The following is a 25,183-nucleotide window of genomic DNA, read 5'->3' as shown; positions in this document are numbered from 1 at the left end:
GCGACGCGATCGCCGCCTGCCGGATCGCCGTGGAGCGCCTCGATGGCGCGCCGAAGGAGGGTTCGGGTGAGCTCGAGCGCATCGTGAAGGCGAAGCGCATTGACCTCTCGGAGCGAGAACGCTTCGTGATGCTTCGCTCAGCCACTCACATCTTCGCGAGCCCCGCTCACCACGGGGCGACGCACTACGAGCGCGAGGACGCAGACCTCGCCATCGCGATGACTGCGGCGCTCCTGCGTCTCGCCCCGCGCTGGGGCGCCCGAGACACCGAGCGCGTCACCGAGGATTCGTCGTGGTGACCACCTCGCGCGGCAAGAAGGCGGCGGCGAAGAAGGCCACGATTGTGCAAGCACCGCTTGCACAGATGTCCCGTGCCACCTTGGACGCTGCGCCAGACGGCTACTCCGACTGGATCCGCGGGGTGAAGGCCGGTGTCCACGAAGCACGCCAGCGGGCCGCGCGCGCCGTCAACAACGAGCTGCTGGGGCTCTACTGGCGCATCGGTCGCGACATTCGTGCGCGCCAGGACGCCCAGGGGTGGGGCGCGAAGATCGTCGACCGCATCTCGGCCGACCTGAAGACCGAGTTCCCCGACAGCGAGGGTTTCTCGCCCCGCAACCTCAAGTACATGCGCGCGTTCGCCGTGGCGTGGCCCGACGAGGACTTTGTGCAAGGGGTGCTTGCACAATTGCCCTGGTACACGCACCTCGCGCTGCTGGAGAAGCTCGAGACGCCCGAGGAGCGCCGCTGGTACGCACAGAAGGCGATCGAGCACGGCTGGTCGCGCAACGTGCTCGTCCTCCAGATCGACGCGCAGGCGATGCAGCGGACAGGCGCTGCGCTCACGAACTTCCAGGTGCGCCTGCCCGAGCCGCACTCGGACCTCGCACGGGAGAGCCTGAAGGACCCCTATCGTCTCGACTTCCTGGGCCTCGGAGAGGACGCGCAGGAGCGCGTCGTCGAGGCGGCGCTCGTGCAGCACATCACGAAGTTCTTGCTGGAGCTCGGCGCCGGGTTCGCTTTCGTGGGGCGTCAGCGCGTGCTCGATGTCAGCGGCGACGAGTTCTTCATCGACCTGCTCTTCTACCACCTGCGGCTGCGTCGCTACGTGGTGGTCGAGCTGAAGGCGGGCAAGTTCAAGCCGGAGCACCTCGGGCAGCTCGGCTTCTACTGCACCGCCATCGACGCCCAGGTGAAGGCCGATGACGACCAACCGACCATCGGGTTGCTCCTCTGCAAGACCAAGAACGAGCTCGTCGCCGAGTACGCGCTGCGCTCGACCTCGGTGCCGCTCGGCATCGCCGACTACCAGTTGGTCGAGTCTCTGCCAAAGGAGCTCGACGCCAGCCTGCCGAGCATCGCGCGCATCGAAGAGGAGCTGGGCAAGGAGCCGACACCGACGACAACGCGGAGGAAGGAGTCCGCACGCGGGCGGGCCCGCACGCGGGCACCGAAGAAGGGCGGAGGCACCCGATGAGGCGCCTATTTGCCGGGCGGCCCGGTCCCGCCGGAGCGACACTGGAACTCAAGGGCGTGGGCCACCCCGGCGGCGACCGGCCCACGCGGCGCACAGGGCGAGCGTCAGCAGCATCGCGAACGGCGCCTCGGTCTCGGGCTGCTCACGCTGCAGCCACCACCGCCCGTGAGCGGGGGCGGCGTGCCCATGTCCACCGGAGCCGTGCCGAGGTCCACGCCCATGTCAGCGCCCCCGAGCGGCGGGGGTTCCGTGGGGATGGGCCCGGCCACCAGCGGCGCCGGCAGCGGCGGGCAGTTGGCCAGCATGTCCGGGGCGCAGCGCGTGCGGAACGCGTAGGTGTAGGGCACCGTGCTCTCTTCTCCGATCAGGTTCTCGACGCCGGCGCTGATCTCCACGCGGTACTGGTGGTCGTACTGCAGCATCTGCGTGGGCCGCAGCATCACGAAGAACGCGATGCCGGTGTTGTATGGGGTGTGGAACGAGGTGGGCACGGTGTTGCCGTCTTCGTCCACCAGCCGCATCAGCGGGGACAGCTGGTCGCGCCGGATGCCGTAGCCGAAGACCACACCCAGCTGCGTGAGCGTGGTGCTCTCTGCGGGGTCCACGGGGAAGTTCATGGCGCCGTCCACCGGCACGGTGGCCACCACCAGGTCGGTGTCCATGGAGGCCGTCCCGAGCACGCGCCGGTAGAGCGCCTCCCACGAGGCAGCCACGAGCTTGGCCACGTGCGGCAGCGAGCCGTTGGCGTCGGGGTTGTAGATGTGCGTGCCGAGCCAGGGGTAGGTCTCCCAGGCCTGCACGTAGCCGTTGTAGGCCGCGCGGCGCTGGATGAAGATCACGAACTCCATGCGGCCCATGCCCTCCACCAGCGTGCCCTCGCTGATGTCGTTCACGGACGGGTTCGAGCCGTAGGCCACGCTGTCGGTGAGGATGGCCGGCAGGTCCGCGAAGGGCGCCCAAGACTGCGTGAAGAGCTGCACGCCCTCGTCGATGATGATGAAGTAGTCGGCCTCGCGGTCCACGTCGCCGAGCGGCCCGTCCACCTCTTCCGAGCGCGTCAGCATCATGAAGTCGTAGGTCTGGTCAGCCACGCCGTGCGACGCCAGCCCGAGGAAGAACGCGAGGTTCTGCTTGGCCTCGGGGGTCGAGAAGTCGCCCTGGTACTCCTCGGTCAGCCACTCCTGGTACGCGCGCACGAACGGCGGCCAGTGGGCCTCTTCGCCGTAGGGGCTCGAGATGGCGTAGCCGCTGTCGGGGAACATGGAGCCCGCCTCCATCATCGGCGCGTAGAGCGGGTCGCTCAGCAGGTCGTAGATGGGGCCGGGAGGCAGCTCGTCCACGGCCAGCTGCGAGATGTGGATGTGGCTATAGGAGCCGTTGGCGCGGGCGAGCGAGGCCCACCCGGGGATCACCAGAGACACCAGCAAGAACAAGCCCAAGCGGAAAGAAGCCATGCCGCAAGATATCACGGGGCTCCTCACGAGTCCCGTTGCCGGCGGGTGACAGTTGGGTGCGCGGCGCGGGGCTGGTCCGCCAACGTGGTCAGCAGGTGCGCTGGAAGCAACGGCGGCGCAGCGCGTCCTCGAGGGACTCGGCGATCTCGTGAGCCAGCGGGTCCATGGAGGCCGCCGCGTCATCCGAGCTCGCCACCACCCGCTCGTTGTAGGCGAAGCGGTCGTCCTCGCCACAGCCCGACCACAGCGAGTACCCATAGGGGCCGCCCTCGCCGGAGCGCCACACGTCCACGTAGATGTGCCCACCCTCGCAGGCCAGGTGGGCCGACGGGTGGGTCAGGCCGTGGTCGTGGCGCACGCTGCTGCTGGTGGGTGCTCCCGGGTCGCCGGACAGGTCGGCCAGCTCGAGCGACAGCGCCTCGGCCAGGCTCTCGTACGCCACCTGACGGGTGGCGTCGTCGGGCAGCGACATGCCCACGTCCTTGAAGGAGATGAGATGGAACGGCACCGCGTCGTGCGAAGTGGTGTCCACGTCCACCACGAAGGGGGAGTAGCTGGGCTCCGCGGCCACCTCCGCAGCTGGCGCCGTGTGGTGCGGGCAGGCCTCTTCGGTGCTCCCCGCGTCCACGAACCAGCCGTTGGCGAACGAAAACGCCATGGTTCCGGCGAGGGCCGTGAAGGAGAGCAGGTGTGCGCGGCGAGGCACGGCGCGAGGAGGGCGGTTCATGCTAGGCAGAGAAGACACTCTGCCATGCCGGTTGATTCCACGACAAGCGGGTGCTCCTCGGGCTCGGACGCCATCCGCGGCACCGGCCTGGGCGTGCTCGTGGGCGGGCGCTCGTCCCGCATGGGGGGCCAGCCCAAGGGGCTCTTGCTCGTGCCGGGCAGTGACGAGTCCCTTGTGGTCCACGCGCTCCGCGTTGGCGCTGAGGCGGGGTGTGCTCCCCGCTGGCTGGTGGGTGATCTGGAGGCGTACGACCCGCTCGCCACAGTGCATGCGCGGGAGTTGAACTCCGCGGCAGGAGGTGCGGATCAGCCCGCGTTTCGGGGCCGGCTGCAGGATGACCCGGCCGGCGTCGGTCCGCTCGGGGGTCTGCGCGCCCTGCTGCAGGCCGCCCACGCGAGTGGGCTCGATCAGGTCATCGCCGTGGCGTGCGACATGCCTTACGTGACGCCTGCCCTGCTCACGGCCCTGCGGGAACACCCCTCGGGGGCCGCCGTGCTGGCCGCCCGCCGGGGCCCCGAGGCTCCGTGGGAGCCGCTGCTCGCGCGCTATCGGCCGGCGCTGCTCCTGCCCGCCGTCGATGCCGCGCTCGCGGCGGGACAGCGCTCGTTCCAGCGACTGCTGGCGCGTGTCACCGTCGCGGAGTTCGAGGCGCCGGGCCTCGCGCGCGCGCTCGACGACTGGGACTGCCCCGAAGACGTGCGCTGAGCGGGGTCAGCGGCCCGCTTTTTCGCGGAGCGCGGCGTAGTCGTGGCCCGGCTCGGCGCGCAGGCCCACGGGCAGGCCAGATGCCTGCCAGCCCAGCTCGGCCGTGCCACCGAAGGGGTCTTTCTTGCCGCCCCAGCCGGCCCCCTGGTCGCGCACGTTGGTGAAGCCGGCAGCACGCAGCAAGCCTGCGGCGGTCTGGCTGCGGCCGCCCATCTGGCAGCCCACGATGAGCTTCGCGTCGGGTGCGAAGCTGGCGCTCACCACGTTTACGAACGCCTCGTTGGGCACCAACCCCGCGGCACCGCGCAGGCGCACGGGGATGTTGTACGCGCCCGCTGGGTGGCCACCGTCGAACTCGGCCTCGGTACGCACGTCCACGTAGACGAAGCCTTCGTCCTCCATCAGCTCGAGGGCGGCTTCGGGGGTGATGATGTCGCTCATGGGGTGGGTCCTGTCTCGGGCGTGGGGCCGCGACGCGCGGAGTCGCGCACGAAGTAGTTCTCGAGGGTCTCGCGGTGCGGCACCACCGCCTCCACACGGGCGCCGCCGTCGAGCGCGGCACGCAGCACCGGCTCCACTGCGGCTTCGCCGTCCACGCCGATCACCCACGACGCGCCCTGCGAGGTGAGCGTGCCCAGGTCTGCGAGCGCGGCGCGTGTCGCCTCCGATACCGAGCCCAGCTGGACCTCGAAGCGCCGCTGACCGCGGTGCAGCAGCTCGTCCAGCGTGCCCGCAGCGGTGACCAGTCCGTGCTGCAAGATGGCCACCCGGTCACACAGCATCTCCACGTCGCTCAGGATGTGGCTGGTGAAGATGAGCGTCTTCCCACGCGCGCGCTGCTCCACCAGCAGGTCACGCACCTCCTTGCGGCCAATCGGGTCGAGGCCGCTCATGGGCTCGTCCAACACCAGCAGGTCCGGGTCGTGCAGCAGGGACTGCGCCAGCCCCACGCGTTGCATCATGCCCTTGCTGAACTTGCCGATGGGTCGGTCGCGAGCGTGGTCGAGGCCCACCCGCGTGAGCATCTCGTCGCTGCGCTGTGCGCGGTCCTTGGGGCTCATGCCCATCAGCCGGCCGCACAGGTCCAGGAACTCGAGCGGCCGAAGGTATTGATAGATGTACGGGTTCTCGGGCATGTAGCCGAGCCGCCGCACTGCTTCGCGGTCGCCGGGCGCCCGGCCGAAGATGGTGACCGTGCCCTCGTCCTGGTGAATCAAGCGCAGCACGCACTTGATGGACGTGGTCTTGCCTGCGCCGTTCGGGCCCAGCAGGCCGAACACCTCACCGCGCCGCACTTCGAAGCTGACGCCCTTCACGGCCTCCACCTTCTTGCGCAGGAAGCCGATGCGGAAGGTCTTCTTCAGGTCCTTCACGGTCAGCACGGTCTCGGGGGCGGTGGGCTCGGGGCTGCTGGCGGCTTCCTTATCAGTCATGACACTTGCTCTCGAAGGGGCGCGCTGGCGCCCATCAGTTCTTGGTAGGCATGGGTCACGGCGCTCACGACCTGGCTTCGCTCGGCGGCGGTCATGGTGGGGAACAGCGGCAGCGACACGCCTCGCGCCACCACGTCGGCGGCCACCCAGGGCTCACCATCGGGTCGCAGGGGAGAACCATCGGGTGTCACGCTGGGTACATCGCCCAGGGCGTAGCTCAGCGGCCCAGCCTGCGCCCCGTGTTGCTTGCAAGCTTCCACGAAGGCGTCGCGCTGGGGGGCGGTGCTGCCCGCGGGCAAGAGCACCCCAAAGGTCTGTAGGTTGGGCAGCGCGCCGGCTGGGCTCTCTTGGAATTCCAGCCCGGGGGCGGCCTGGCTGAGCGCGGCTCGCATCACGCTGGCGTGCTCGCGGCGCCCCTGGTTGATCTCACCGAGGCGCGCCATCTGCGCCACACCCAGCGCGCCGCCCAGCTCGGTGAGCCGGAAGTTGCCGGCGTGCCGCTCGAACACTCCGGGCGCCGCCTGGCCGTGGTTGCGCAGCACGCGCAGCCGGCGGGCCAGCTCGGCATCATCGGTGAGGCACATGCCGCCCTCGCCGGTGGTGATGACCTTGCGCGGGTGGAAGCTGAAGCAGCTCACGTCGCCGAGGCTCCCGCACGGCTTGCCGTCCGCGAACACGCTGCCGAGCGCGCAGGCCGCGTCTTCGATGACGATCAGCCCGTCCAGCACGGCATGCAGCTCGGGCGCGCGCGCCGGGTTGCCGAACTGGTCGATCACGATGGCCGCCCGCGTGCGCGAGCTGCGCGCTGCCGCGAAGGCCTCCGGCGTGCTGTTCCACTCGTGTGGGTCCACGTCCACCAGCTTCACCGTGGCCGCCACGCCGCGCACCGCGTGGGCTGGGCTCGGCCAGGTGAGCGCAGGCACCAGCACCTCGTCTCCGGGGCCCACGCCCAGCGCCTCGAGCGCCAGCGCCAGCGCCGCCGTCCCGTTCGAGACCGCCACCGCATGAGCGCGCTGGCACTGCTCGGCCACCAGCTGCTCGAAGCGCGCCACCTCGGCGCCCTGCACCAGCATCCCGCTGCGCAGCACGCGGGTCACCGCATCGCACTCGGCGTCATCCAGCAGGGGGCGCGTCATGGGGATCATGGGAATCATGGGCCATGGACGATATCAGATCGCAGGCGCTCAATGAAAATCGCGCGAGCGCGGCAACTCTTCCAGCACGGGCAAGCGCGGCGCGAAGAGCTTCTGCACCAGCAGGTGCGTGACCCCATCCACCACCTGCAGCACGCCGCTCATGCCCAGCAGCACCGACGTCTTGGCCAACGTGCGCTGGCGCTCGAAGGCGTCACGGTAGAGCACCGCGTTCACGAAGCCCGTCTCGTCTTCGAGCGTGAAGAAGGTGACACCGGATGCGGTGCCCGGACGCTGCCGGCAGATGACCAGGCCCACGTAGTCCACACGCTTCCCATGCGGCAGCGCGCTCAGCTCGCACGCGCTGGGCAGGCCCTGCTGCGTGAGGTGCGGCCGCAGCCGCAAGATGGGGTGGCCCGCCGTGCTGTGGCGGCTCGCGCGGTAGTCCCAGCTGATGCGCTCGGCTCCGTCGAGCGAGGCGAAGTGCAGCTGCGTGGCGGCCGAGGCGAGCGGCAGCGTGTCGTGCCGAAAGCGGGCGAGGGCGCGCGCGGCCCAGATGGCGTCGCGCCGCTCGAGGCCGAAGTCGTCGAAGGCCCCTGCCTGCGCCAGGCGCACCAGCTGCCGGGTGGGCAGCGCGGTGCGCCGCGTGAAGTCTTCGAGGTCCGTGAAGGGGCCATCACGCCAAGCGGCCTCGATGCGCTCGCGCTCCACCACACCCAGGCCCGTCACGTAGCGCAGGCCCATGCGCACGGGGGGCGCGATCACGCCCTCGATCATGCCCTCGAGCGTGCAGTCCCATGCGCTCTGCAGCACCGAGATGGGCCGCACCACCACCCCACGCCGACGCGCGTCGTCCACCAGCGTGGCCGGCTGGTAGAAGCCCATGGGCTGCGCGTTGAGCAGCGCGCACAGGAACACCGAGGGGTGATGGCAGCGCAGCCAGGCCGTCGCATAGGACAAGAGCGCGAAGCTGGCCGCGTGGCTCTCGGGGAAGCCGTACTCGCCGAAGCCGCGGATCTGCGCGAACACCCGCTCGGCGAATTCCTCCGCGATGCCCTTCTCGATCATGCGCGGCACCATGCGCTCGTGATGCGCCTCGATGCGCCCCTCCTTGCGCCACGCGGCCATGTCGCGGCGCAGCTGGTCGGCCTCGCCCGGCGTGTAGTCCGCCGCCAGCACGGCCAGCTTCATGACCTGCTCCTGGAAGATGGGGACGCCCAGCGTCTTCTTCAGCACGCGCTCGAGCGTGGGGTGCGGGTACTCCACCGTCTCTTGGCCCGAGCGACGCCGCAGGTAGGGGTGCACCATGTCGCCCTGGATGGGCCCCGGCCGCACGATGGCCACCTCGATGACCAGGTCGTAGAAGCAGCGGGGCTTCAAGCGCGGCAACATGGCCATCTGCGCGCGGCTCTCGATCTGGAACACCCCCAGCGTGTCTCCGCGCGCGACCATGGCGTACGTGGCAGGGTCTTCGGCGGGCAGCGTGCGCAGCTCGAGATGGGGCCCCGTCTGCGCCGGGTCACGGTGCTCGCGCAAGAGGTCGAGCGCGATGCGCAGGCAGGTGAGCGCACCCAGGCCCAGCAGGTCCACCTTGAAGAGGCCGAGCGCCTCCACGTCGTATTTGTCCCACTGGATGACGGTGCGCCCCGGCATGGTGGCGGGCTCCACCGGCACCAGCGTGTCCACCGGCTGGTCGCCCAGCAGGAAGCCGCCCGGGTGCACGCTCAGGTGCCGCGGCGTGTCCTGCAGCATGAGCGCGAGGCCACACAGCTGGCGCGTGCTCTGCGCGTCCATGGGCAAGCCAGCGTCTTTCAGCAGCTGGTCGTCCAGCAGGTCGTCGTGGTGGCGCACCAGCTTGGCCACCGCGTCGAGGTCGGTGGCCGGGATGCCCAGCACCTTGCCCACCTCGCGCACGGCCGAGCGCGTGCGGTAGCGCACCACGTTGGCCACCATGGCCGCGTGCTTGCGCCCGTACTTCTCGTACACGTGCTGGATGACCTCCTCGCGCCGCTCGTGCTCGATGTCGAGGTCGATGTCGGGCGGCTCGGCGCGCTCGCGGCTGAGGAAGCGCTCGAAGAGGAGGTCCATGCGCACCGGGTCCACGGCCGTGATGCCCAGGCAGAAGCACACCGCGCTGTTGGCCGCGCTGCCACGCCCCTGGCAGAGGATGCGCTGGCTGCGGCAGTAGGCCACGATCTCGTGCATGGTCAGGAAGTAGCCGCCGTACTGTAGGTCCTCGATGACGCACAGCTCGCGCTCGAGCTGCACGCGCACGTCGGCAGGGACGCCCTCGGGATAGCGCTGCGCGGCGCCCTCGTAGGTGAGCGTGCGCAGCCAGCTCTGCGTGGACACGCCCTCGGGGCGCGGCTCTTCCGGGTAGCGGTAGTCCAGCTGGTCCAGCGTGAAGGCGCAGCGCTCGGCCACGTCCAGGCTGCGCCGCAAGAGCTCCGGCGCGTCGGCGAAGCGCTGCTGCGCCACGAGCGGGGAGAGCAGCGCGTGCTCGGCGTTGCTGCGAATCACCGTGCCCGCCGCCGAGAGCGTGACCCCCGCGCGCACGCAGGCCACCACGTCTTGCAGGGGGCGCTGCTTCACGTGGTGATAGAGCACCTCGAAGCCACCCACCACCGGCAGGCCCAGCGCCTGCGCCTCGATGCGCAGCCGGCGCTCGGGCTCGCGCTCCTCGGCCAGCAGGTGCCGCACACAGTAGGCCGACACGCGCACGGGCAGCGGGCGCAGGGCCGCCAGCAGCGCCGGGTCGGCACACAGCAGCTCGCAGTGGGTGAGCGCCGCGAGCTCGTGCGCGGCCAGCTGGCTCTGGCCCTTGGGAGCGCGCCCCTGGCCCACGCTGATGAGCCGGCACAGCTGCGCGTAGCCCTCGCGATCGTGCGCCAGCGCCACCACGCGGGTGGGGTGGTTCATGGAGGCCAGCGCGCCCGCCGAGGTTGCCCGGGAGGCGTCCGGCGAGCCCACACCGGTGAGCGTCAGCTCGGCCCCCGCGATCAGCCGCAGGCCCCGCTCACGCGCGGCGAAGTGCGCCTTCACCAGCCCGTAGACTCCGTCACGGTCGGTCATGGCCAGCGCACCGAGGCCCAGCGCGTGCGCCTGCTCCACCAGCTCTTCGGGGCTGCTGGCGCCCTCGAGGAAGCTGTAGTGGCTCTTCACCCAGAGGGGCACGTATCCCGCACCGCGCGGGTCCCGCGAGGTTGTCGTCGATGAGGCCACCATGCGGCCCTCAGTCGACGGTGCCGTGCAGGAACCACGCGCCGCGCGGCCGGTCCCAGTACACCCAGAGCAAGCCGCCCGCGTCGGTCTCGGCGTAGTAGTAGTCGCGCTCCACCGTGCGCTTCCACCAGCCGCCGCTCACGCGGTAGGGCCCGTACATGCGCGCCACGTGCTCACCCCGAGGGCCATCGGGCAGGCCGTGCGCGTGGCGCTCGCGCTCACCGGACGACTTGACCAGCGGCACGGCCGGATGCCGGGTGCGCAGCGGCACGGGGCGCCGCAGCACGCGTCGCACCAGCACGCTCGCCAGCGCGTTGGCCTCCACCACACCATGGCCCGGCTCGAGCTCGTGGAAGTCCTCGAGGTCCTCGATGTCGTGCTCGGCGGACTCACCCACGTCGCCGTCGTGGTGTTCAGCTTGTTCGCTCTCGTCGTGTTCGCTGTCGTCGCCACGGAAGAGCGAGTCTCGCTGCGCGTGCCCCGCGCGGTACGGCGGTGAACCCTCGTGCAGCGCGCCGAAGCCCACGCCCGCCACGTACGACGCGGCCTGCGCGGGCGGCTCGAGCGTGGGCACCCAGACGAAGCGCGCCTCGGGCAAGTGAGCCTCGCGCACCCGCGCCCGCACCACCGAGCGCGGACCATAGGCGGCCCGCACCCGGGCGAGCGCGCGCGCCGCCGCCTGTGGGTCACGCTTCGGGCGCATGCCCGGCAGCGCCAGCGGCTCGGCATGGGCGCGCTCCGTGTCCGCGCGCAGGGTCACGGCCTCGACCGGGCTCGGCAGCGTGAGCTGCCCCAGGCGCAGACGCACCAGCTCCACCAGCGTCATGAGGTCACCCGTGGGCGCCGCGGGCTCCACCGTTTCTTCGTGCACGCGCCCCTGACCCTGCGGCGCGTCCAGCTCGAAGCGCACGTGCAGCGCGCGGATGTGCTCGCCGCGCTCGCGCAGGCCCATCAGCAGCGGGTGCAGCGCCGCCTTGATGCCGAACAGCAGGCGGTGTGTGTCCGCGTCGGGCGGTGTCACGTCGAAGCGCGCCTCGGTGGGCTCGGCGAAGCCGAGCGGCTGGAGCGGCAGCTGCGTGTCCTCCGCGAAGAGCGAACGCACGCGCGCGGCCTCCGCCCCGAAGCGGCCCGCGAACTCCGCCGCCGGCAGCGCCAAGAGGTCTCCGAGGCCGTGCACCTCCAGCATGGCCAGGTCATCGCAAAGCTCGGCCGAGAGCCCGAGCGTGCGCAGGTCGGCGCCGTTGGCCAGCAGCTGCTCTTCGGCCGGGCTCTCGAGCACACGGCAGCTGAGCTGCGTGCCCGCCGCCGCGAACAGGCGATAGCGATGAAAGCCCACCCAGGTGGCCCCGAACAAGCCGCGCCCCTTGAGGAACGCGTGCGTGGCCCGCGCCCACGCTTCCACGCCGCCGTAGAGCTTCTCCATGCCGTTGGGGTCCAGATAGAACGTGGCGGGGAAGTGCGTGCAGGGCTCCACCTTGGGCGTGAGCATCTGAAGGCCGCTAGCCAGCTCGGCCTCGAGCGCCTGGACGCGCTCTTTCTGGACCACCCCGGTGTGCAAGCCGGGCAGGCGGTCCCGCGCGGCCGCGTGCGTGAGCCCCACGCGCAAGCCCGCCGCGAGCGCCGCGCGGTTCAGGTACGTGATGCGCGCCTCGGGACCGTCGCCCGTGATGACCGCCGTGGGGCGCCCACGAAACTCCGGCCGCTCGTGCAGCAGCATCTGCAGCGGCAGGTCCGGGAGCTTCACCAGCGCCACCCGCGAGACGCGCTCGCCCTCCGTGCCACGCGGCGACGGACGCAGGCCTCGCAGTGAGCGCTGCAGCGTCACGGCTGGCCCTCGCTCTCGGGGCTCGCAGGGCGAAGGGTGACGCGCTTGGCCGCGAGCTTGGTGCGCAGCACCACCGGCGGCGCCACGGGCAGCGCGGTGACCGGTGCAAAGAAGGGCAGCTGAGGCGTGGTCTCTTCCGCCGCGTCACGCACGAACAGCCCGTCGAACAGCGAGAGCTGCGCGGCGTTGGCCGTGTCTTCCACGGGCAGCGCCTCGAGCCCCGCTGGCGCGCGCCGCCGCTCCGGAGCGGGGCCGTGCGCCACGCCCAGCTTGTTCTTGAGGATGCGGTGCGAGAGCAGGAAGGAGCCGTCTTCGTCCCGCTGCCGCTGGGGCTCGAGGCGCAGCGCCACCATGGCGCCCAGCGAGGGCGCGGCCGCCTCCGAGTCGCTCAGCACGCAGAGCTGCGCGTCATGCCGACGCAGCAGCCCAGAGAGACGCGTCTGCCACGGGCTCTGTGCCGCTGGCGCGCGACCCATCAGGTCCATGACCAGCAAGCCGAAGCCCCCCGAGCGGACCAGCCACTCGGCCACGCGGCACAGGCCCTCGGGCCCCTCCTTGGTGGGCACCCGCACGATCACCAGCGCGTCGAGGTCCACCCCCGCGGCGACGAGGTCCGGCGGATAGAGCGAGCCATCCGTGGGCTCGATCCAGACGACGGCCTCACCCGCGCGCTGCGCCGCGAGCAGCATGGACACGGCCGTGCTGGTGCGACCCGTGGACCCCGAGAGCTCGATGATGCGACCCGCGAGCGCTTCGCCCTGCCAGCGGAGCGGCCGACTCGCCTTGGCTGCCTCCGTGGCTTCCGTGACCGTGACCGCAACAGGAACCCCCGGCAGGGCTAGCTGCGTTTGCTTGCCCCGAGATGCGCGTGTGCTGGGCAGGGGAAGTGCGAGGGCCATGGTGTGTCATCTCCAGTGTACTGAACGGGTGAACAGAATCAAGCCTGGTCCCATGGAGAATCGTACGGTGCGGGTCGTTTTGGGTGAGCCGCTCTGAACATGGGATCAGGTTGGCCCTCTGCATACCTCGGGGGTGAGACATTTTCGTGACGGCCGCGATAGGCAGGGAGACGTGGCACGTCATCGGTCGTCATCGCACGGATGTGCGTGACCACGCATGTGGACATGACGAATGGTACGTGCCCCCCGGCACGCGATCCCCTCGACCCATCCTGCCGCTCGGCCGCGGCGGCAACCTCAGCGCGCGTCGAGCAGGTAGACCGCGTAGAGCCACGTGGTGGACGCGGTGAACATGAGCGCGTCCACGCGGTCCAGCAGCCCGCCGTGGCCCGGCAGGATGTTGCCCGAGTCCTTTACGCCCGCGCTGCGCTTGAGCATGGACTCGAGCAGATCTCCCGCCTGGCCGAGCGCACCCGCGATGACACCCAACGCGATGGCGTGCGGCACCGGGATGGGAAGCTTCATCACGTAGATGGCGAAGAACGCACCACCCACCGCACCCGCGAGGCCGCCGAGCGAGCCCTCGATGGTCTTCTTGGGCGAGAGCTTCTCGTAGAGCTTGTGCTTCCCGAAGGCGCGCCCCGCGAAGTACGCGGCCGTGTCCGACAGGAAGGCGAGCATCATGGCGAGCACCACCCAGCGGGCTCCAAAGGGCAGCCCGTGCAGCAAGTCCACGGTGATGAGCAGACCGCCGATGTAGACGGGCCCGCCGAACAGCCAGCCCGCGCGCGCCCCCGAGGTCTCCACGGGATCGGGCCGCAGCAAGCTGGTGATCATGGCCACGAAGCCGAGGCCCAGCACACCCGCGAAGAGGTGCTCCGGCGCGAACACCGCCACGGCCGCGAAGCCCATGCTCGCCAGGGTGCCGATGGCGATCAGCAAGCGCTGCCCGGGCATGGCGATGGCCATCAGCTCGCGCGCGACGATGGCCACGCCCACGAAGCAGAAGGTGTGGAAGCCCCAGCGCGGACCGTAAAAGAGGAGCCACAGGATCAGCGGGATGAGCGGGACGGCGCTGGCGAAGCGGAGCGCCGTGGGGCCGAGCTTGCCCTTGGTCTCGGTCCCGGCGGCCGCGGGGGCCGCGGGCGTGGGCGGGTTCTCGGCGGGCTGGCCCTCGGGCACGTCGTGGCGTTCGCTCATCGGGCCTCGGTGGCGGGCAGCCCGCTCTCTTGCTGGGAACCTGCGGGGGCGGGCACGGGCTCGGCGGTGAGCACACGGCCGAAGCGGCGCTCTCGCGTGTGGAACGACTCGAATGCCTCGAGGAGGTCAGCGAGCCCGAACTCGGGCCACAGCTTGGGGCTGAAGAAGAGCTCGGCGTAGGCGGCCCCCCACAGCAGAAAGTTGCTGATGCGCTGGTCGCCGCCGGTGCGGATCAGGAGGTCCACAGGGCCGACCGCGGCCGAGGGGAGCCGGGATTCCAGCAGCGCTTGGTCCACGGCCTCGGGGGCGAGGCGCCCGGCGGCCACGTCCCGCGCGATCTCGGCGGCCGCATCGGCCAGCTCTTCTTGGCCCCCGTAAGAGAGGGCCAGCGTGAGGGTCATGCCGGTGAGGTGGGCGCTGTCCCGCTCGAGCGCGTGCAGCACGTCCAGCACACGCTGGGGCAGCTTGTGGATCCGGCCGATGGCGCGCAGGCGGATCTGGTTGTCCATGAGCTCGGAGCGCTCCGACACCAGGTACTCGATGAGCAGCTCCATGAGGGCGGCCACCTCGTGCTCGGGACGCTCCCAGTTCTGCTCGCTGAAGGCGTAGAGCGTGAGGGCCTGCACCCCGGCGCTGCGGCACTCACGGACGATGTCCCGCACCGTGTGGCTGCCCTCGTGGTGCCCTGCGGTTCGCATACGCCCCCGGCTCGATGCCCAGCGCCCGTTCCCATCCATGATGATGGCGACGTGATGGGGCGGTGCGTCGAGAGAGGCTGTCACGGGGTAGAGGAGGGCGTGGCGCGTCGCGGGCACACGCTGTGTGGGCAGAGGAACGTGACCTACCACGGGGCCATTCCCGCTTCAAGCGAGGGCGCGGGCACGTGGTGGTTGTCTTGAGGCTGCGGCGACTTAGGGTGTGGCCGTCTCATGGCAAAGAACTACTACGAAGTGCTCGGCGTGCCCCGAGACGCCGCAGCTCCCGACATCAAGCGCGCGTTTCGCAAGCTCGCGAAGCAGTTCCACCCGGACCACAACCCCGGGGACGCGAAGGCCGAGGAGCGCTTCAAGCTGGTGTCCCAGGCGTACGACGTGCTGGGGGACGAGGAGAAGCGGAAGCTCTACGACCAGTTCGGTGAGGATGGCCTGCGGGACGGGTTCGACCCGCGCCGTCATGCCGCCCACGGTGCAGAGGCGTTCGCGGGCTTCGACTTTGCCGACATCTTCGGTGGCCGGCCTGGCGCGGGGCGCGGCCCACGTGGGGTCCGCATGGAGGACTTCGCCGACATGTTCGGAGGCCGTGCCCAGCGTGGCCGCGACGTGACGGGCAGCGTGAGCGTCAGCTTCGTGGAGGCGCTGCGCGGCTGCGATCGGGAGCTCTCCATGACCGACGCGAGCGGCAGCGTCCGGGGCGTGAAGGTGAAGGTCCCAGCGGGTGTCACGGACGGCGCCAAGATCCGCGTGCGCGGCCAAGGCCAGCCCGGAGGAGGCGGGGCTGGCGACCTGCTCCTCGAGGTGAAGGTGGGGACGCACCCGGCGTATTGGCGTGAGGGCAAGCAGCTGCACGTGAAGCTGCCCGTCACCCCGCTCGAGGCCTACCGTGGCGCCAAGGTCGCGGTGCCCACACTGGAGGGCGACGTCCGCGTCGCCGTGCCCGCGGGCAGCCAGACCGGACACAAGCTGCGCCTGCGCGGGAAGGGCGCCCCCGAGGCCAAGGGAGAACCTGGGGACCTCATCGTCCACCTCGAGGTCCGCCTCCCGGACGCCCGCAGCGAAGCCGTCGAGGCTGCCCTCGAGACCATCGACGCCGCGTTCACCGGCGACGTCCGCGCCAACCTCTCCCTGAGCTGACGTTTCACGTGAAACCTCCAGTCGCCCCCGACCCGAGATGTTTCACGTGAAACGTCCGTCACTTTCGGTCGAGGCCCCGTCCTGCGCCGGCGCACGAGTCCGCCCTCCGAACCAGACCACCTGAGCGTAGGTCCGGGCCGGGGCCGTCAGCCTCCGATTCGGCCTCGCTCTCGGACTCGGTCTCCGACCCGGTCTCCGTCTCCGACCCGGTCTCCGTCTCGGACTCGGTCTCGGTCTCGGTCTCCGCCTCGGTCTCGGTCTCGGTCTCGGTCTCGGGCCTCGGACTCGGTCTCGGACTCGGCCTCGGTCTCGGACTCGGTCTCCGACTCGGACTCGGTCTCGGTCTCGGTCTCCGACCCGGACTCGCCTCGCCTCCCTCCTTGACCTGCCTCTCCCCCTCTCCCACAACGTCCCTCGTGCGTCTCCCTCTCGACTCCCGCGAGCGCCTGGCCCAGCTGGAGGCTCGCGGCCTCTTGCGCCAGCCGCGCTTGGTCTCGGGCACCCAGGGTGCCTCCCTGATCGTCGACGGCCGCGAGCTGCTCTGCTTCTCCAGCAACAACTACCTCGGCTTCGCCGATCACCCGTTGCTCGCCGCGGCCGGGATCACCGCCCTCACCACAGCGGGCTCCGGCTCGGGGGCCAGCCGCCTGATCTCGGGCAACATGAGCGCCCACCAAGAGGCGGAGACCGCGCTCGCCGCGTACGTCGGCCAGCCTGCGGCGCGCCTCTTCTCGTCGGGCTACGCCGCCAACGTGGGCAGCCTGCAGGCGCTGGCCGAGCCGGGTGACGTCCTCTTCTCCGACGCGCTCAACCACGCCAGCCTGATCGACGGCTGTCGGCTGAGCCGCGCCCGGGTAGAGCGGTACCGGCACACCGACCTCGGTCACCTGCGCGACCTGCTGGTCGCACAGCGTTCGAAGGCCCACCGGGCGTTCATCGTCACCGACGCGCTCTTCAGCATGGACGGAGACGTTGCACCGCTGGCTGCCCTGCGGACCCTGGCCAACGAGTTCGAGGCGTCGCTCTACGTGGACGAGGCCCACTCGGTGGGCGTCCTCGGTCCCGCGGGGCGGGGCGCCTGCGCCGCCGCGCGGGTGCAGCCCGACGTCCTGATCGGCACGCTGGGGAAGGCCTTTGGGTTGGCCGGTGCCTTCGCGGCCAGCGACGCGGACACCGTGGCCTGGCTCTACAACCGCGCGCGCAGCTTCGTGTTCTCCACGGGTCCGCAGCCCAGCCTCGCTGCCCAAGTCGTAGCGGCCGTCCCGCTGGTGCACGCCGCCGACGCCGAGCGTGCTCGCGTGGTGCGTCACAGCGAGCGGCTGCGGGCGCACCTGCAGACGCTGGGCTTCGACGTGCCGAGCGACCCGACGCCGATCGTCCCGCTCGTCCTCGGACCCGAGGCTCGCGCGCTCGACGTGGCGGCCAAGCTCCTCGAGCGCGGCATCTTCGTGCCAGCGATCCGCCCACCCACGGTTCCCGAGGGCACCGCCCGCCTGCGCATGGTCCCCACCGCCGCTCACAGCGACGCGCAGCTCGACGCGCTGTTGGGGGCGCTCACCGAGATCCTGACGTGAGGGGCTTCTTCGTGACCGGCACTGGGACGGGGGAGGGCAAGACCTTCGTGACGCGCGGCCTCGCGCGCCATGCGCACCGTCGTGGGATCGAGGTGGCCGCCCTCAAGCCACTCGAGACCGGGGTGGTGGAACACGCCACGGACGCCGAAGCGCTCGCGCGGGCAAGTGGGCGCCCCGAGCTGGCCAGCCTGCCCGGTCTCTACCGCGTCGCACCGGCCGTCTCGCCGTTCACCGCCACCCGGCGTGGCCTGCCGCCCGTGCCCTCCAACGCGACGCTGCGCGAGGTCATTTCGAACGTCTCCGCCGAGCTCTGGCTCGTCGAGGGAGCGGGTGGCGTTCTGGTCCCGCTCGACGCAGAGCGCAGCATCGCAGACCTGATCGCGGCGCTCGGGCTGCCCGCCGTGCTGGTCGCCCGCAATGGACTCGGCGTGCTCAGCCACACGCGCGCTGCGTACGAGGCGCTCACCCAGCGCGCGGTCCATGTGGCAGCCATTGTCCTCACGGAGCACGGCGTGTTTGACGAGAGCCAGCAAGACAACCTGGCCATCCTGAGCGAGCTGCTGCCGACTCCCGTCGTGCGCTTCCCGAGCAGCCATGATGACGACGACGCGCTCGCCGAAAGCGCGGCCGACGTCTGGGTGACCCTCGCGCGTTAGGTATCGTATTGTATACCTCCGCGTGCAGTGAGTCGGGCGCTCTCCTGGCGCGGAGGAGTGTCGCGTTGCGCTCTAATTGCGCTGTACGGACTTGCGCACCTGCCGACCACGTGTAAAGTCTGGCCTCTCGCCGAAGGGCGAGCGGTTCCCCTGGGGGCATAGCTCAGTTGGGAGAGCGCTTGAATCGCACTCAAGAGGTCAACGGTTCGATCCCGTTTGTCTCCACCACCCAAGGTCCGACCCGAAACGCCAGCCCCCAACGCTGGCGTTTCTTTTTTGTCCGGCGCGCGCCAAAGCAGCCGTAGCCTCGGGGGATGAACACGGCACCGCTCGGTCAGCGCCCCTTCGTGCTCTTCGGTGTGGTGTTGGCCGCCCTCAAGCTGGGCGTGGACTACGCCGTGTCCGCCGCGTTCGGCCAGACGTGGAGCCCGCTCTACTACGTGAGCCCGGTGGACGCGCCGCTCTTCCACCCGGGGGAGAACCTGCGCTACTACGCCGCGCTCTGGGCGACGGCCATCCCGTTCCTGGCCATCGGCATCTGGCTCTCGGAGCGCCGCTTGCGTGACGCCGGCGCGCCCGCCTGGATGGTGGTGCTCTTCATCGTGCCCTTTGCCAATCTGCTCTTCTTCTTGGCGCTCTCGGTGCTGCCGAGTGCAGCACCCCCAGCAGCCACCGCGAACCAGGACGACATCCCCACCGAGGCGCCGGGCTCACCCCCGCGCATGGGCGCCGCCGCCGCGCTCGCGTTGAGCGTCCTCGCTGGCGCCACCATCACCCTCGGCGCGCTCGGTGCTTCGGTGGGCCTCATGGGCAACTACGGCGCACCGCTCTTCATCGGCGCGCCGCTCTTCACGGGGTTCGCCACCACGCTGCTGTTCGACCAGCTGCACGGCGTGAACGCGGGACGTGGCCGCGCCTACTCGCTGGCCGCGTCCATCGCCTCCTTGGTCGTCAGCTTCGTGGTGCTGATCGCCTTCGCGTTCGAGGGCCTCATCTGCCTGATGATGGTCTGGCCGCTGGCCGCCGTGAACACGCTGGTGGGCCACCAGATCGCCTTCACCATGCGCCGGCAGATGCTCAACGCGCAGGGCCGCTGGGTGGCTCCCGGCATGCTCTTGCCCGTCCTCATCTTGATGGAGGGCGTGGCCCCACCGCCGGCCGACACGCACATGGTGGAGACGGTGGTCGAGGTGGCCGCGCCGCCCGAGGTGGTGTGGGAGCGCGTGGTGGCCTTCCCCGAGCTGCCGCCCATCGAGGACTGGATCTTCCGGGTGGGCGTCGCCGCTCCCACGGGTGCGCGCATCGAGGGGAGCGGCGTGGGCGCCATCCGCCGCTGCGAGTTCACCACGGGCGAGTTCGTGGAGCCCATCGAGGTGTGGGACCCGCCGCGCGAGCTGGGCTTCAGCGTGCAGGACATGCCCGACCCCATGCGCGAGATGTCGCCCTACGACATCCGCCCGCGGCACCTCGACGGCTACTTCCGCACCACGGCGGGGCAGTTCCTGCTGGAGCGCACGGCGACCGGTGGCACGCGCCTGCGCGGCCGCACCTACTACCAGCTGGACATGATGCCCACGGTCTACTGGAAGCTGTGGGCCGACGACATCATCCACCGCATCCACCTGCGCGTGCTGCGGCACGTGGCGCACGTGGCCGAGACCGACGTCGCGAACACCGTGGCGTCCCAATGAAAAAGCCCACCGCATGCGGTGGGCAATCTCGTGGCGCGAACTGTGTAGAGCCGAAAAATCGCCTTAGCGCGAGCGCGCCCGGAGCAGCCAGGCGAAGGAATACTCCAGTATTTCGAGCCTGGCTGCGAGGACGTAAGCCGCGATCAGGCGATTTGGCGGCGCCCGTTCAGCTGTTCTGCTTGGTCCAGCCCGTGAGGAACTCACAGAACTTGGCCACGCCCTCGGGCTCCATCGCGTTGTACATGCTGATGCGCAGGCCGCCGACCGAGCGGTGGCCCTTGATGCCCACGAAGCCCGCCGCCTTCGAGTCCTTCACGAGCTTCTTCTCGAGGTCTTCGCTGGGCAGGTTGAACACGGGGTTCATGACCGAGCGCGAGTCCTTCTCGATGACGAGCTTGTAGAAGTCGTTCGCGTCGAGGATGTCGTACAGCATCTTCGCCTTCGCGCGGTTGCGCTGCTCCATGGCCGGCGCGCCGCCCACGGACTTCACCCAGCGGAGCACGTTGCGCACCATGTACACCGGGAAGGTGGGCACGGTGTTGGCCATGGAGTCCCCCTCCACCATGGTGCTGTAGCGGAAGATCTTGGGGATGGTCTTCGGCGAGCGCTCCGCGAGGTCCTTGCGGATGATGCACACCACCACGCCGGCGGGGCCGAGGTTCTTCTGCGCGCCGGCGTAGATCAGGCCGTACTTGCTGACATCGATGGGCTTCCACAGGATGTCGCTCGACATGTCGGCGACCAGCGGCACCGAGCCGGTGTCCGGGGTGTAGTGGTACTGGCTGCCCATCACCGTGTTGTTGCTGGTGATGTGCACGTAGGCCGCGTTGGGGTCGAGGTCGAGGTCCGCCTGCTTCGGCACGCGCACGTAGCGCTCGCCATCCTTGCCCGTGCCCGCGATGCGCGCCTTGGCGACGATGTTGGCCTCCTTGATGGCGCCCGCCGACCAGGTGCCGGTGTCCACGTAGTCGGCCGAGCCGCCGTTCGCGAGGTTCATGGGGACCAGCGCGAACTGCGTGCTGGCGCCGCCGCCCATGAAGATGACCTCGTGGGTGTCCGGGATCGCCATGAGCTCACGCAGCAGGACCTTGCACTCCTCGTGCACGGCCATGTACGCGGCCTCGCGGTGCGAGTGCTCGAGGATGGACATCCCGGTGCCCTCGTGATCGAGGAGCTCGTCCCGGGTGTACTCGAGCACGGACAAGGGAAGGGTCGCAGGACCCGCATTGAAATTGACGACTCGGCTCATAGGTCGCGGAAGGTACCAAGCGCCCGCGCGGGTGCAAGACGGCAACTCGAACTTCCCGAGGTATGCATTCGTTGCGTAGCGGTGCCCAATCGTGGCGGCCAAACTTGGGCAGGACGGCCCCTGGACGTGGATATGGTCGTGTTTCCTCCGTGATCCTAGCTTGGCACGGTGCTCGCAGACGATTCACCTCGTCCCCCCAGGACTCGACCAAGCCCCATGCGCTCTCGCCCCATAGACCCCGCTCCCAGCGAGCCCTTTGCACAGCCTGGCAGCGAACCGGACACGGCCCGCGTGGAAGTCAGCGCCTGGCTCGTGCGCGACGACGAGCGACCGCAGCCTTCACCGCCCACCCCAGCGGCGCTGCGCCTCGGCGCCGAGGGCCTCTGCGTCGGTGGCGCCACACGCAGCTGGTACGTGCCCTACACAGAGCTCGAGTCGCAACACTCGGGCACCGACCACGTGCTGTTGCGTATGGCCGGCGGCCGTTGCCTCGAGCTGCGCACGCCCGCACCGAACGTGCTGCAGCAGCACCTCGAGGGACGCCTCACTGCGTACGCACGCCACGCCATCCTCGCCCAGCGCATGGCGGCAGCCCCGTCGCCCACCACCCCCACCGGTCAGCTGCTGAGCTCGTTCGAGAACCCTGCCACCGCGAGCGAGCTGCGCCTGACCATCGCATCGTGGCTGGGCACACGTCCACTCGAGCGCGGCGACGCGCTGTACCTGCGGCGCATCCTGCGCGACGTGGCCGACCCCGAGCTGCTGCTTCAACTCGAAGCGGCGCTCGACCTGGGCGAGGCTTGACGCTGGGGCGCTGAAGCGCGCGTGGTCAGCGGGGGCGGACCTGCAGGTGCCCGCTGTCGCGCTCGCCGAAGATCATGGAGGGCCAGATGCCCGGCGCCAGCGCGCTGGGCGTGACCTCGCTCGACGGGAACATCTGCACGAAGGCAGGCGCACCCGGCACGCGGTCCACCACGCTGCGCTCGAGCACCATGGAGGCGTACTGCTCGGCGGCCAGCTCGGGCGTGTTGCTGTTGAGCACCACCTCCACGTTGAACTGCCGGCTGTAGCGCGCGAGGCCCGGGATGCGGCTCTCGTAGGGCGACCAATTGTCCGCGCTGGTGCCGTTCTCGGAGCAGCCGAACACGCCACGCTCGCCGTAGCAGAAGAGCGTCTGGTTGCCGGTGGTGTGCCCGGGCGTCTGCAGCAGCAGGCAGCCTTCGCCGAGCGCCACGTCACCGTCGGTGAGCACCACGCGCTCGAGCGGCACGCCGCGCTTTCCGTCGGCGATGAACCAGCTGCGCTGCATGGGGTGCAGGTCGTCCCAGTCCTCCCACTCGAGGCGCGGGGCCAGCAGGTACGCGTTCGGGAAGCGCGCGCGCAGCAGCTCACCCGCCGCGTTGGGCACGTCGCAGCCCAGCAGCGAGCGCAGGTCCTGCGTGTGGAAGTGATCGAACGCGATGAGGTCGATGTCCTCGGCGCCGAGGCCGTGCCGCGCGAGCTGTGCCTCGAGCGTGTCGCTGCGCGTGGTGATGGCGTCCGCGAAGCGGTCACCGGTCTTCGCCAGCAGCTGCGCGAAGTAGGGCGTGGCCTTGGCGGCTTGGATGTCCGACGGGTTGAAGAGCACGTTCTTGAGCACGCTCTGACCCGCCACGGTCACGCGCACCTGCACCAAGAGGCAGCGATGCGACATGACCACATACGGGACGGGCAGCGGCACCGTGTGGTTGAACGCGTAGGCCGTGGGGTAGAGCAGCGTGGTCTGCGGCAGCGTGCGCACGGCGCTCACGCGCGGCCCGTGGCGCAGGCTGTCCCCCAGCGCCTCACCGGCGTGGCGCAGCGCGCGCAGCTTGGGCCCCGGCGAGCGGATGGAACGTGCGGCGTCGAGATCGTGCAGCGCACGCACCCAGGGCACGCGCGCATCCACGGAGTCACCGAGTGAGAGCGCCACGACTCAGCCTCGCAGGGCCTGGTTGAGCATGGGCAGCAGCGTGCGCACCGACGGCTTGCCGTTGAAGCGCGTGAGCAGGGGCCCCAGCTTTTGCGTGGTCTTGTGGTCGTTGAACCACGCCGGGCGCGGCTTCACGATGAACGGCCCGCGCACCACGCTCTTCTGCGGCTTGTCGAACAGGTAGCTGTTGTGCACCACCCCCGAGCCCGAGCGGATGTCTTCGGGCGGGTGACCCGGGTATGCACCCCAGGTGGTGGACACGAACGCATACGCGAGCGCCGCCCAGTGGTTCACCGCCACCGAGCCGAAGCGCAGGTCGGCGATGGCCTTCTCCACCGCGTTGGCGATGGCGGGGTCTTCGAGCGACTTCGGGTGCACGATGATGGAGCAGCTGAGCGTGCCCCACAGGCGGTCGTTGGCGAAGTCCACCGCGCGCTCGATGTACTCCACCACGGAGCCGGCCTCGAGCGCGGTCTCGCTGGTGACGCCACACCACGCCTCGGTGTTGAAGCAGATGTCGCCCGCATCGTCGCTGGGCACGCCGGGGATGAACGTCCAGGGCACCTTGCCCGCGCCATCGGGACCGAACTGACGCGCCTCGGGGTGCGCCGCCAGGAAGCGGTCGTGGCGCTCTTCGGCGCCCGGGTAGTACGGCACGCGCGGCTCGGCGCGATCGAGCGCCTTGCTCAGCGCCTCGTTGAGCGCGTCACGCTGCGACCAGCTCGCGTGCTGGATGACCACGCGCGTGGCGTTGCAGTTGAAGCCCGCGTTGTTGGTGAGCGACGACGCCAGGTTCACGCCCTGGTAGATGATGTCGTCCTGGCTCCACGGCCCGGGCACCACGATGATGGGGCTCACGTTTCCGAGCTCGCTCGAGACGCGGCGCGTGTTGCGTGGTGTGCGCTCACGCTTGCGGCGCTCGCCCTCGGCGCCCAGACCCCAGACGATGGCGTCGTAGGTCTTGTCGGAGCCGGTGATGTGGATCTCTTCGACGCCCGGGTGGTTGCAGAGGTAGTCGCCTTCGGCCGCGCCGCCGTACACCAGACGGAAGAACCCGCGGTCCGCCAGCGGCTGGAAGATGTCGGCGAAGACCGGCCCCAGGTTCTCGTTGACCGGGTTCATCTTGAGGATGACCACCTGGCCCTCCACGAACAGCTTGTAGAGCGCGTCCATGGGCCCGATGGACGACACGTTGCCGGCGCCCAGCACCAGCGCGACCTTCCCCACCGTGGGCCGCGTGCGATAGAACTCCGCCATGTGGTCGGGCAGGTTGGCGAGCGTCACCTCGGGCTGCATCCAGACCTCGGCGCTGAAGCCCGTGAAGGTGAGCTTGTCCCAGTTGTCCGTGGGGAAGACGGTGGCCACCACGCGCCCGTCCACCCGCGCGAACGGCTCCGCCGGCAGCTGCGGCGCGCCGAAGCGCGCGATGTCCTCGAGCGACTTCTTCAGCAACCGGATGTTGCGCGTCATGACGGCCGGCCCAGCCAGCCACTCTTCACCCGCGGTGGGCGAGCTGGGCGAGATGCCCTTCGCGTCCTGCCCCGCCCGCGCCCAGCGCTCGGCCTCGGCCAGCGTCCGGTCCATGAGCGTATCGAGCAGCATGACCCGCTCCGCGATGCTCATCACCGCCCAGGCATCCTTGCGCGCCCGCAGCGCCTCCACAGCCTTGTCCGCCGCCTCGCGCGACGTGGCCGGGATGTTCTGACGGGCCTCGGGAATGGCGACGGAACCGATCGGGAGAGACGCAGCGCTCTTGCTCATGACGGGGGGCTTCCTATTGAACGTGGTTCGGGAGTGAACCTAACGGATCTGCTCCTGGAACGCTATGCGCTCCACCTGGTGGCGTGATCGATCGGAGGGGGACGGGCACCCTGGTCTGCGGGGCCGGTCGCGCTGGCGCTCCCTCTGATACCTCCCTGAAAGCGGCACTGCGCGCTCCGCGCTGCGTTTGCTTTCTGGGGCCCATCAACCCCCGCTGCCCAGGGCGCCCGTCCCCCTCCACGGTGGCGCCTCGGGACGCCGCAGCGGAACCCGACGTCCGGTAGGTGGACGCACCTGGCGCGCTGGCAGGCCTCGACCCGCTGCACGCAAGGGCGCTGCTGAAGGGGTTCCCGCGTGTGCCCGACTGAGCACTCCT

At 70.2% G+C, this 25,183-nt stretch carries 21 protein-coding genes and 1 tRNA gene; 9 read left to right on the top strand and 13 right to left on the bottom strand.

What is annotated here, in order from left to right; translation table 11 throughout:
* Positions 1 to 299: hypothetical protein (locus IPI43_13175; GenBank protein MBK7775062.1), on the top strand; the 299-nt coding region annotated here is incomplete at its 5' end.
* A gap of 65 nt (positions 300 to 364) precedes the next feature.
* Positions 365 to 1,477, top strand: a complete 1,113-nt coding sequence (locus IPI43_13170; protein ID MBK7775061.1) for a DUF1016 family protein — start codon at positions 365 to 367, stop codon at positions 1,475 to 1,477.
* A 104-nt stretch (positions 1,478 to 1,581) separates the two neighbouring features.
* Here the strand turns inward: IPI43_13170 and IPI43_13165 are convergent, their stop codons facing one another.
* Together IPI43_13165 and IPI43_13160 are read right to left on the bottom strand one after the other, a co-directional pair.
* Entirely contained in the window at positions 1,582 to 2,931 is a 1,350-nt protein-coding gene (locus tag IPI43_13165) for a zinc dependent phospholipase C family protein (protein ID MBK7775060.1), read from the bottom strand.
* An 88-nt stretch (positions 2,932 to 3,019) separates the two neighbouring features.
* Positions 3,020 to 3,658, bottom strand: a complete 639-nt coding sequence (locus IPI43_13160; protein MBK7775059.1) for a hypothetical protein — start codon at positions 3,656 to 3,658, stop codon at positions 3,020 to 3,022.
* A 24-nt stretch (positions 3,659 to 3,682) separates the two neighbouring features.
* Here IPI43_13160 and IPI43_13155 point away from each other — a divergent pair, with 24 nt between their 5' ends.
* Positions 3,683 to 4,363: an NTP transferase domain-containing protein gene (locus tag IPI43_13155; GenBank protein MBK7775058.1), complete on the top strand. Its 681-nt coding sequence runs from the start codon at positions 3,683 to 3,685 to the stop codon at positions 4,361 to 4,363.
* Between the two features lie 6 nt (positions 4,364 to 4,369).
* On the opposite strand, the gene IPI43_13150 is transcribed toward IPI43_13155, so the two are convergent.
* The 8 genes from IPI43_13150 to uppS form a co-directional block, all read right to left on the bottom strand.
* Positions 4,370 to 4,804, bottom strand: a complete 435-nt coding sequence (locus IPI43_13150; protein MBK7775057.1) for a rhodanese-like domain-containing protein — start codon at positions 4,802 to 4,804, stop codon at positions 4,370 to 4,372.
* Entirely contained in the window at positions 4,801 to 5,796 is a 996-nt protein-coding gene (locus tag IPI43_13145) for an ABC transporter ATP-binding protein (GenBank protein ID MBK7775056.1), read from the bottom strand. The genes IPI43_13150 and IPI43_13145 overlap by 4 nt, the downstream gene beginning before the upstream one ends.
* The gene (locus tag IPI43_13140; GenBank protein MBK7775055.1) at positions 5,793 to 6,950 is read right to left on the bottom strand and encodes a DegT/DnrJ/EryC1/StrS family aminotransferase; all 1,158 of its coding nucleotides are present in this window, start codon (positions 6,948 to 6,950) and stop codon (positions 5,793 to 5,795) included. Before IPI43_13140 ends, IPI43_13145 begins: the two co-directional genes overlap by 4 nt.
* Positions 6,951 to 6,980: 30 nt before the next feature.
* Positions 6,981 to 10,154, bottom strand: coding sequence for an error-prone DNA polymerase (locus tag IPI43_13135; GenBank protein ID MBK7775054.1), 3,174 nt, complete (start codon positions 10,152 to 10,154; stop codon positions 6,981 to 6,983).
* 7 nt (positions 10,155 to 10,161) lie between these two features.
* Positions 10,162 to 11,976, bottom strand: a complete 1,815-nt coding sequence (locus IPI43_13130; protein ID MBK7775053.1) for a hypothetical protein — start codon at positions 11,974 to 11,976, stop codon at positions 10,162 to 10,164.
* Complete coding sequence (locus IPI43_13125; protein ID MBK7775052.1) at positions 11,973 to 12,875, bottom strand: hypothetical protein; 903 nt, start codon at positions 12,873 to 12,875, stop codon at positions 11,973 to 11,975. Before IPI43_13125 ends, IPI43_13130 begins: the two co-directional genes overlap by 4 nt.
* A gap of 297 nt (positions 12,876 to 13,172) precedes the next feature.
* A complete protein-coding gene (locus tag IPI43_13120; protein MBK7775051.1) occupies positions 13,173 to 14,075 on the bottom strand; it encodes a phosphatidate cytidylyltransferase in 903 nt (300 codons plus the stop codon).
* Positions 14,072 to 14,812 (bottom strand): di-trans,poly-cis-decaprenylcistransferase, encoded by a 741-nt coding sequence (gene uppS, locus IPI43_13115; GenBank protein MBK7775050.1) that lies wholly within the window; start codon positions 14,810 to 14,812, stop codon positions 14,072 to 14,074. Before uppS ends, IPI43_13120 begins: the two co-directional genes overlap by 4 nt.
* Before the next feature lie 192 nt (positions 14,813 to 15,004).
* On the opposite strand from uppS, the gene IPI43_13110 reads away from it, so the two are divergent.
* The 5 genes from IPI43_13110 to IPI43_13090 all read left to right on the top strand — a co-directional run bounded on the left by IPI43_13110 (position 15,005) and on the right by IPI43_13090 (position 19,846).
* Positions 15,005 to 15,925 (top strand): J domain-containing protein, encoded by a 921-nt coding sequence (locus tag IPI43_13110; protein MBK7775049.1) that lies wholly within the window; start codon positions 15,005 to 15,007, stop codon positions 15,923 to 15,925.
* A gap of 416 nt (positions 15,926 to 16,341) precedes the next feature.
* Positions 16,342 to 17,499 carry an 8-amino-7-oxononanoate synthase gene (gene bioF, locus IPI43_13105; GenBank protein MBK7775048.1) on the top strand — a complete coding sequence of 386 codons (1,158 nt, stop codon included), beginning with the start codon at positions 16,342 to 16,344 and terminating at the stop codon, positions 17,497 to 17,499.
* Entirely contained in the window at positions 17,496 to 18,155 is a 660-nt protein-coding gene (bioD, locus tag IPI43_13100; protein ID MBK7775047.1) for a dethiobiotin synthase, read from the top strand. The genes bioF and bioD overlap by 4 nt, the downstream gene beginning before the upstream one ends.
* Positions 18,156 to 18,307: 152 nt before the next feature.
* A tRNA-Ala gene (locus IPI43_13095) sits at positions 18,308 to 18,383 on the top strand.
* An 86-nt stretch (positions 18,384 to 18,469) separates the two neighbouring features.
* The gene (locus IPI43_13090) at positions 18,470 to 19,846 is read left to right on the top strand and encodes an SRPBCC family protein (protein MBK7775046.1); all 1,377 of its coding nucleotides are present in this window, start codon (positions 18,470 to 18,472) and stop codon (positions 19,844 to 19,846) included.
* Between the two features lie 166 nt (positions 19,847 to 20,012).
* Here the strand turns inward: IPI43_13090 and serC are convergent, their stop codons facing one another.
* The gene (gene serC / locus IPI43_13085) at positions 20,013 to 21,095 is read right to left on the bottom strand and encodes a 3-phosphoserine/phosphohydroxythreonine transaminase (GenBank protein MBK7775045.1); all 1,083 of its coding nucleotides are present in this window, start codon (positions 21,093 to 21,095) and stop codon (positions 20,013 to 20,015) included.
* 216 nt (positions 21,096 to 21,311) lie between these two features.
* Here serC and IPI43_13080 point away from each other — a divergent pair, with 216 nt between their 5' ends.
* Positions 21,312 to 21,899 carry a hypothetical protein gene (locus tag IPI43_13080; GenBank protein ID MBK7775044.1) on the top strand — a complete coding sequence of 196 codons (588 nt, stop codon included), beginning with the start codon at positions 21,312 to 21,314 and terminating at the stop codon, positions 21,897 to 21,899.
* Between the two features lie 25 nt (positions 21,900 to 21,924).
* Here the strand turns inward: IPI43_13080 and IPI43_13075 are convergent, their stop codons facing one another.
* Positions 21,925 to 23,046, bottom strand: coding sequence for a hypothetical protein (locus IPI43_13075; protein ID MBK7775043.1), 1,122 nt, complete (start codon positions 23,044 to 23,046; stop codon positions 21,925 to 21,927).
* Positions 23,047 to 23,049: 3 nt separating this feature from the next.
* Positions 23,050 to 24,807 (bottom strand): aldehyde dehydrogenase family protein, encoded by a 1,758-nt coding sequence (locus IPI43_13070; GenBank protein MBK7775042.1) that lies wholly within the window; start codon positions 24,805 to 24,807, stop codon positions 23,050 to 23,052.
* Between the last annotated feature and the right edge of the window lie 376 nt (positions 24,808 to 25,183).

Source organism: Sandaracinaceae bacterium (assembly GCA_016706685.1).
GTDB lineage: Bacteria > Myxococcota_A > Polyangia > Polyangiales > Houyiibacteriaceae > JADJJE01.
This window is presented reverse-complemented; position numbering and strand designations above follow the sequence as displayed.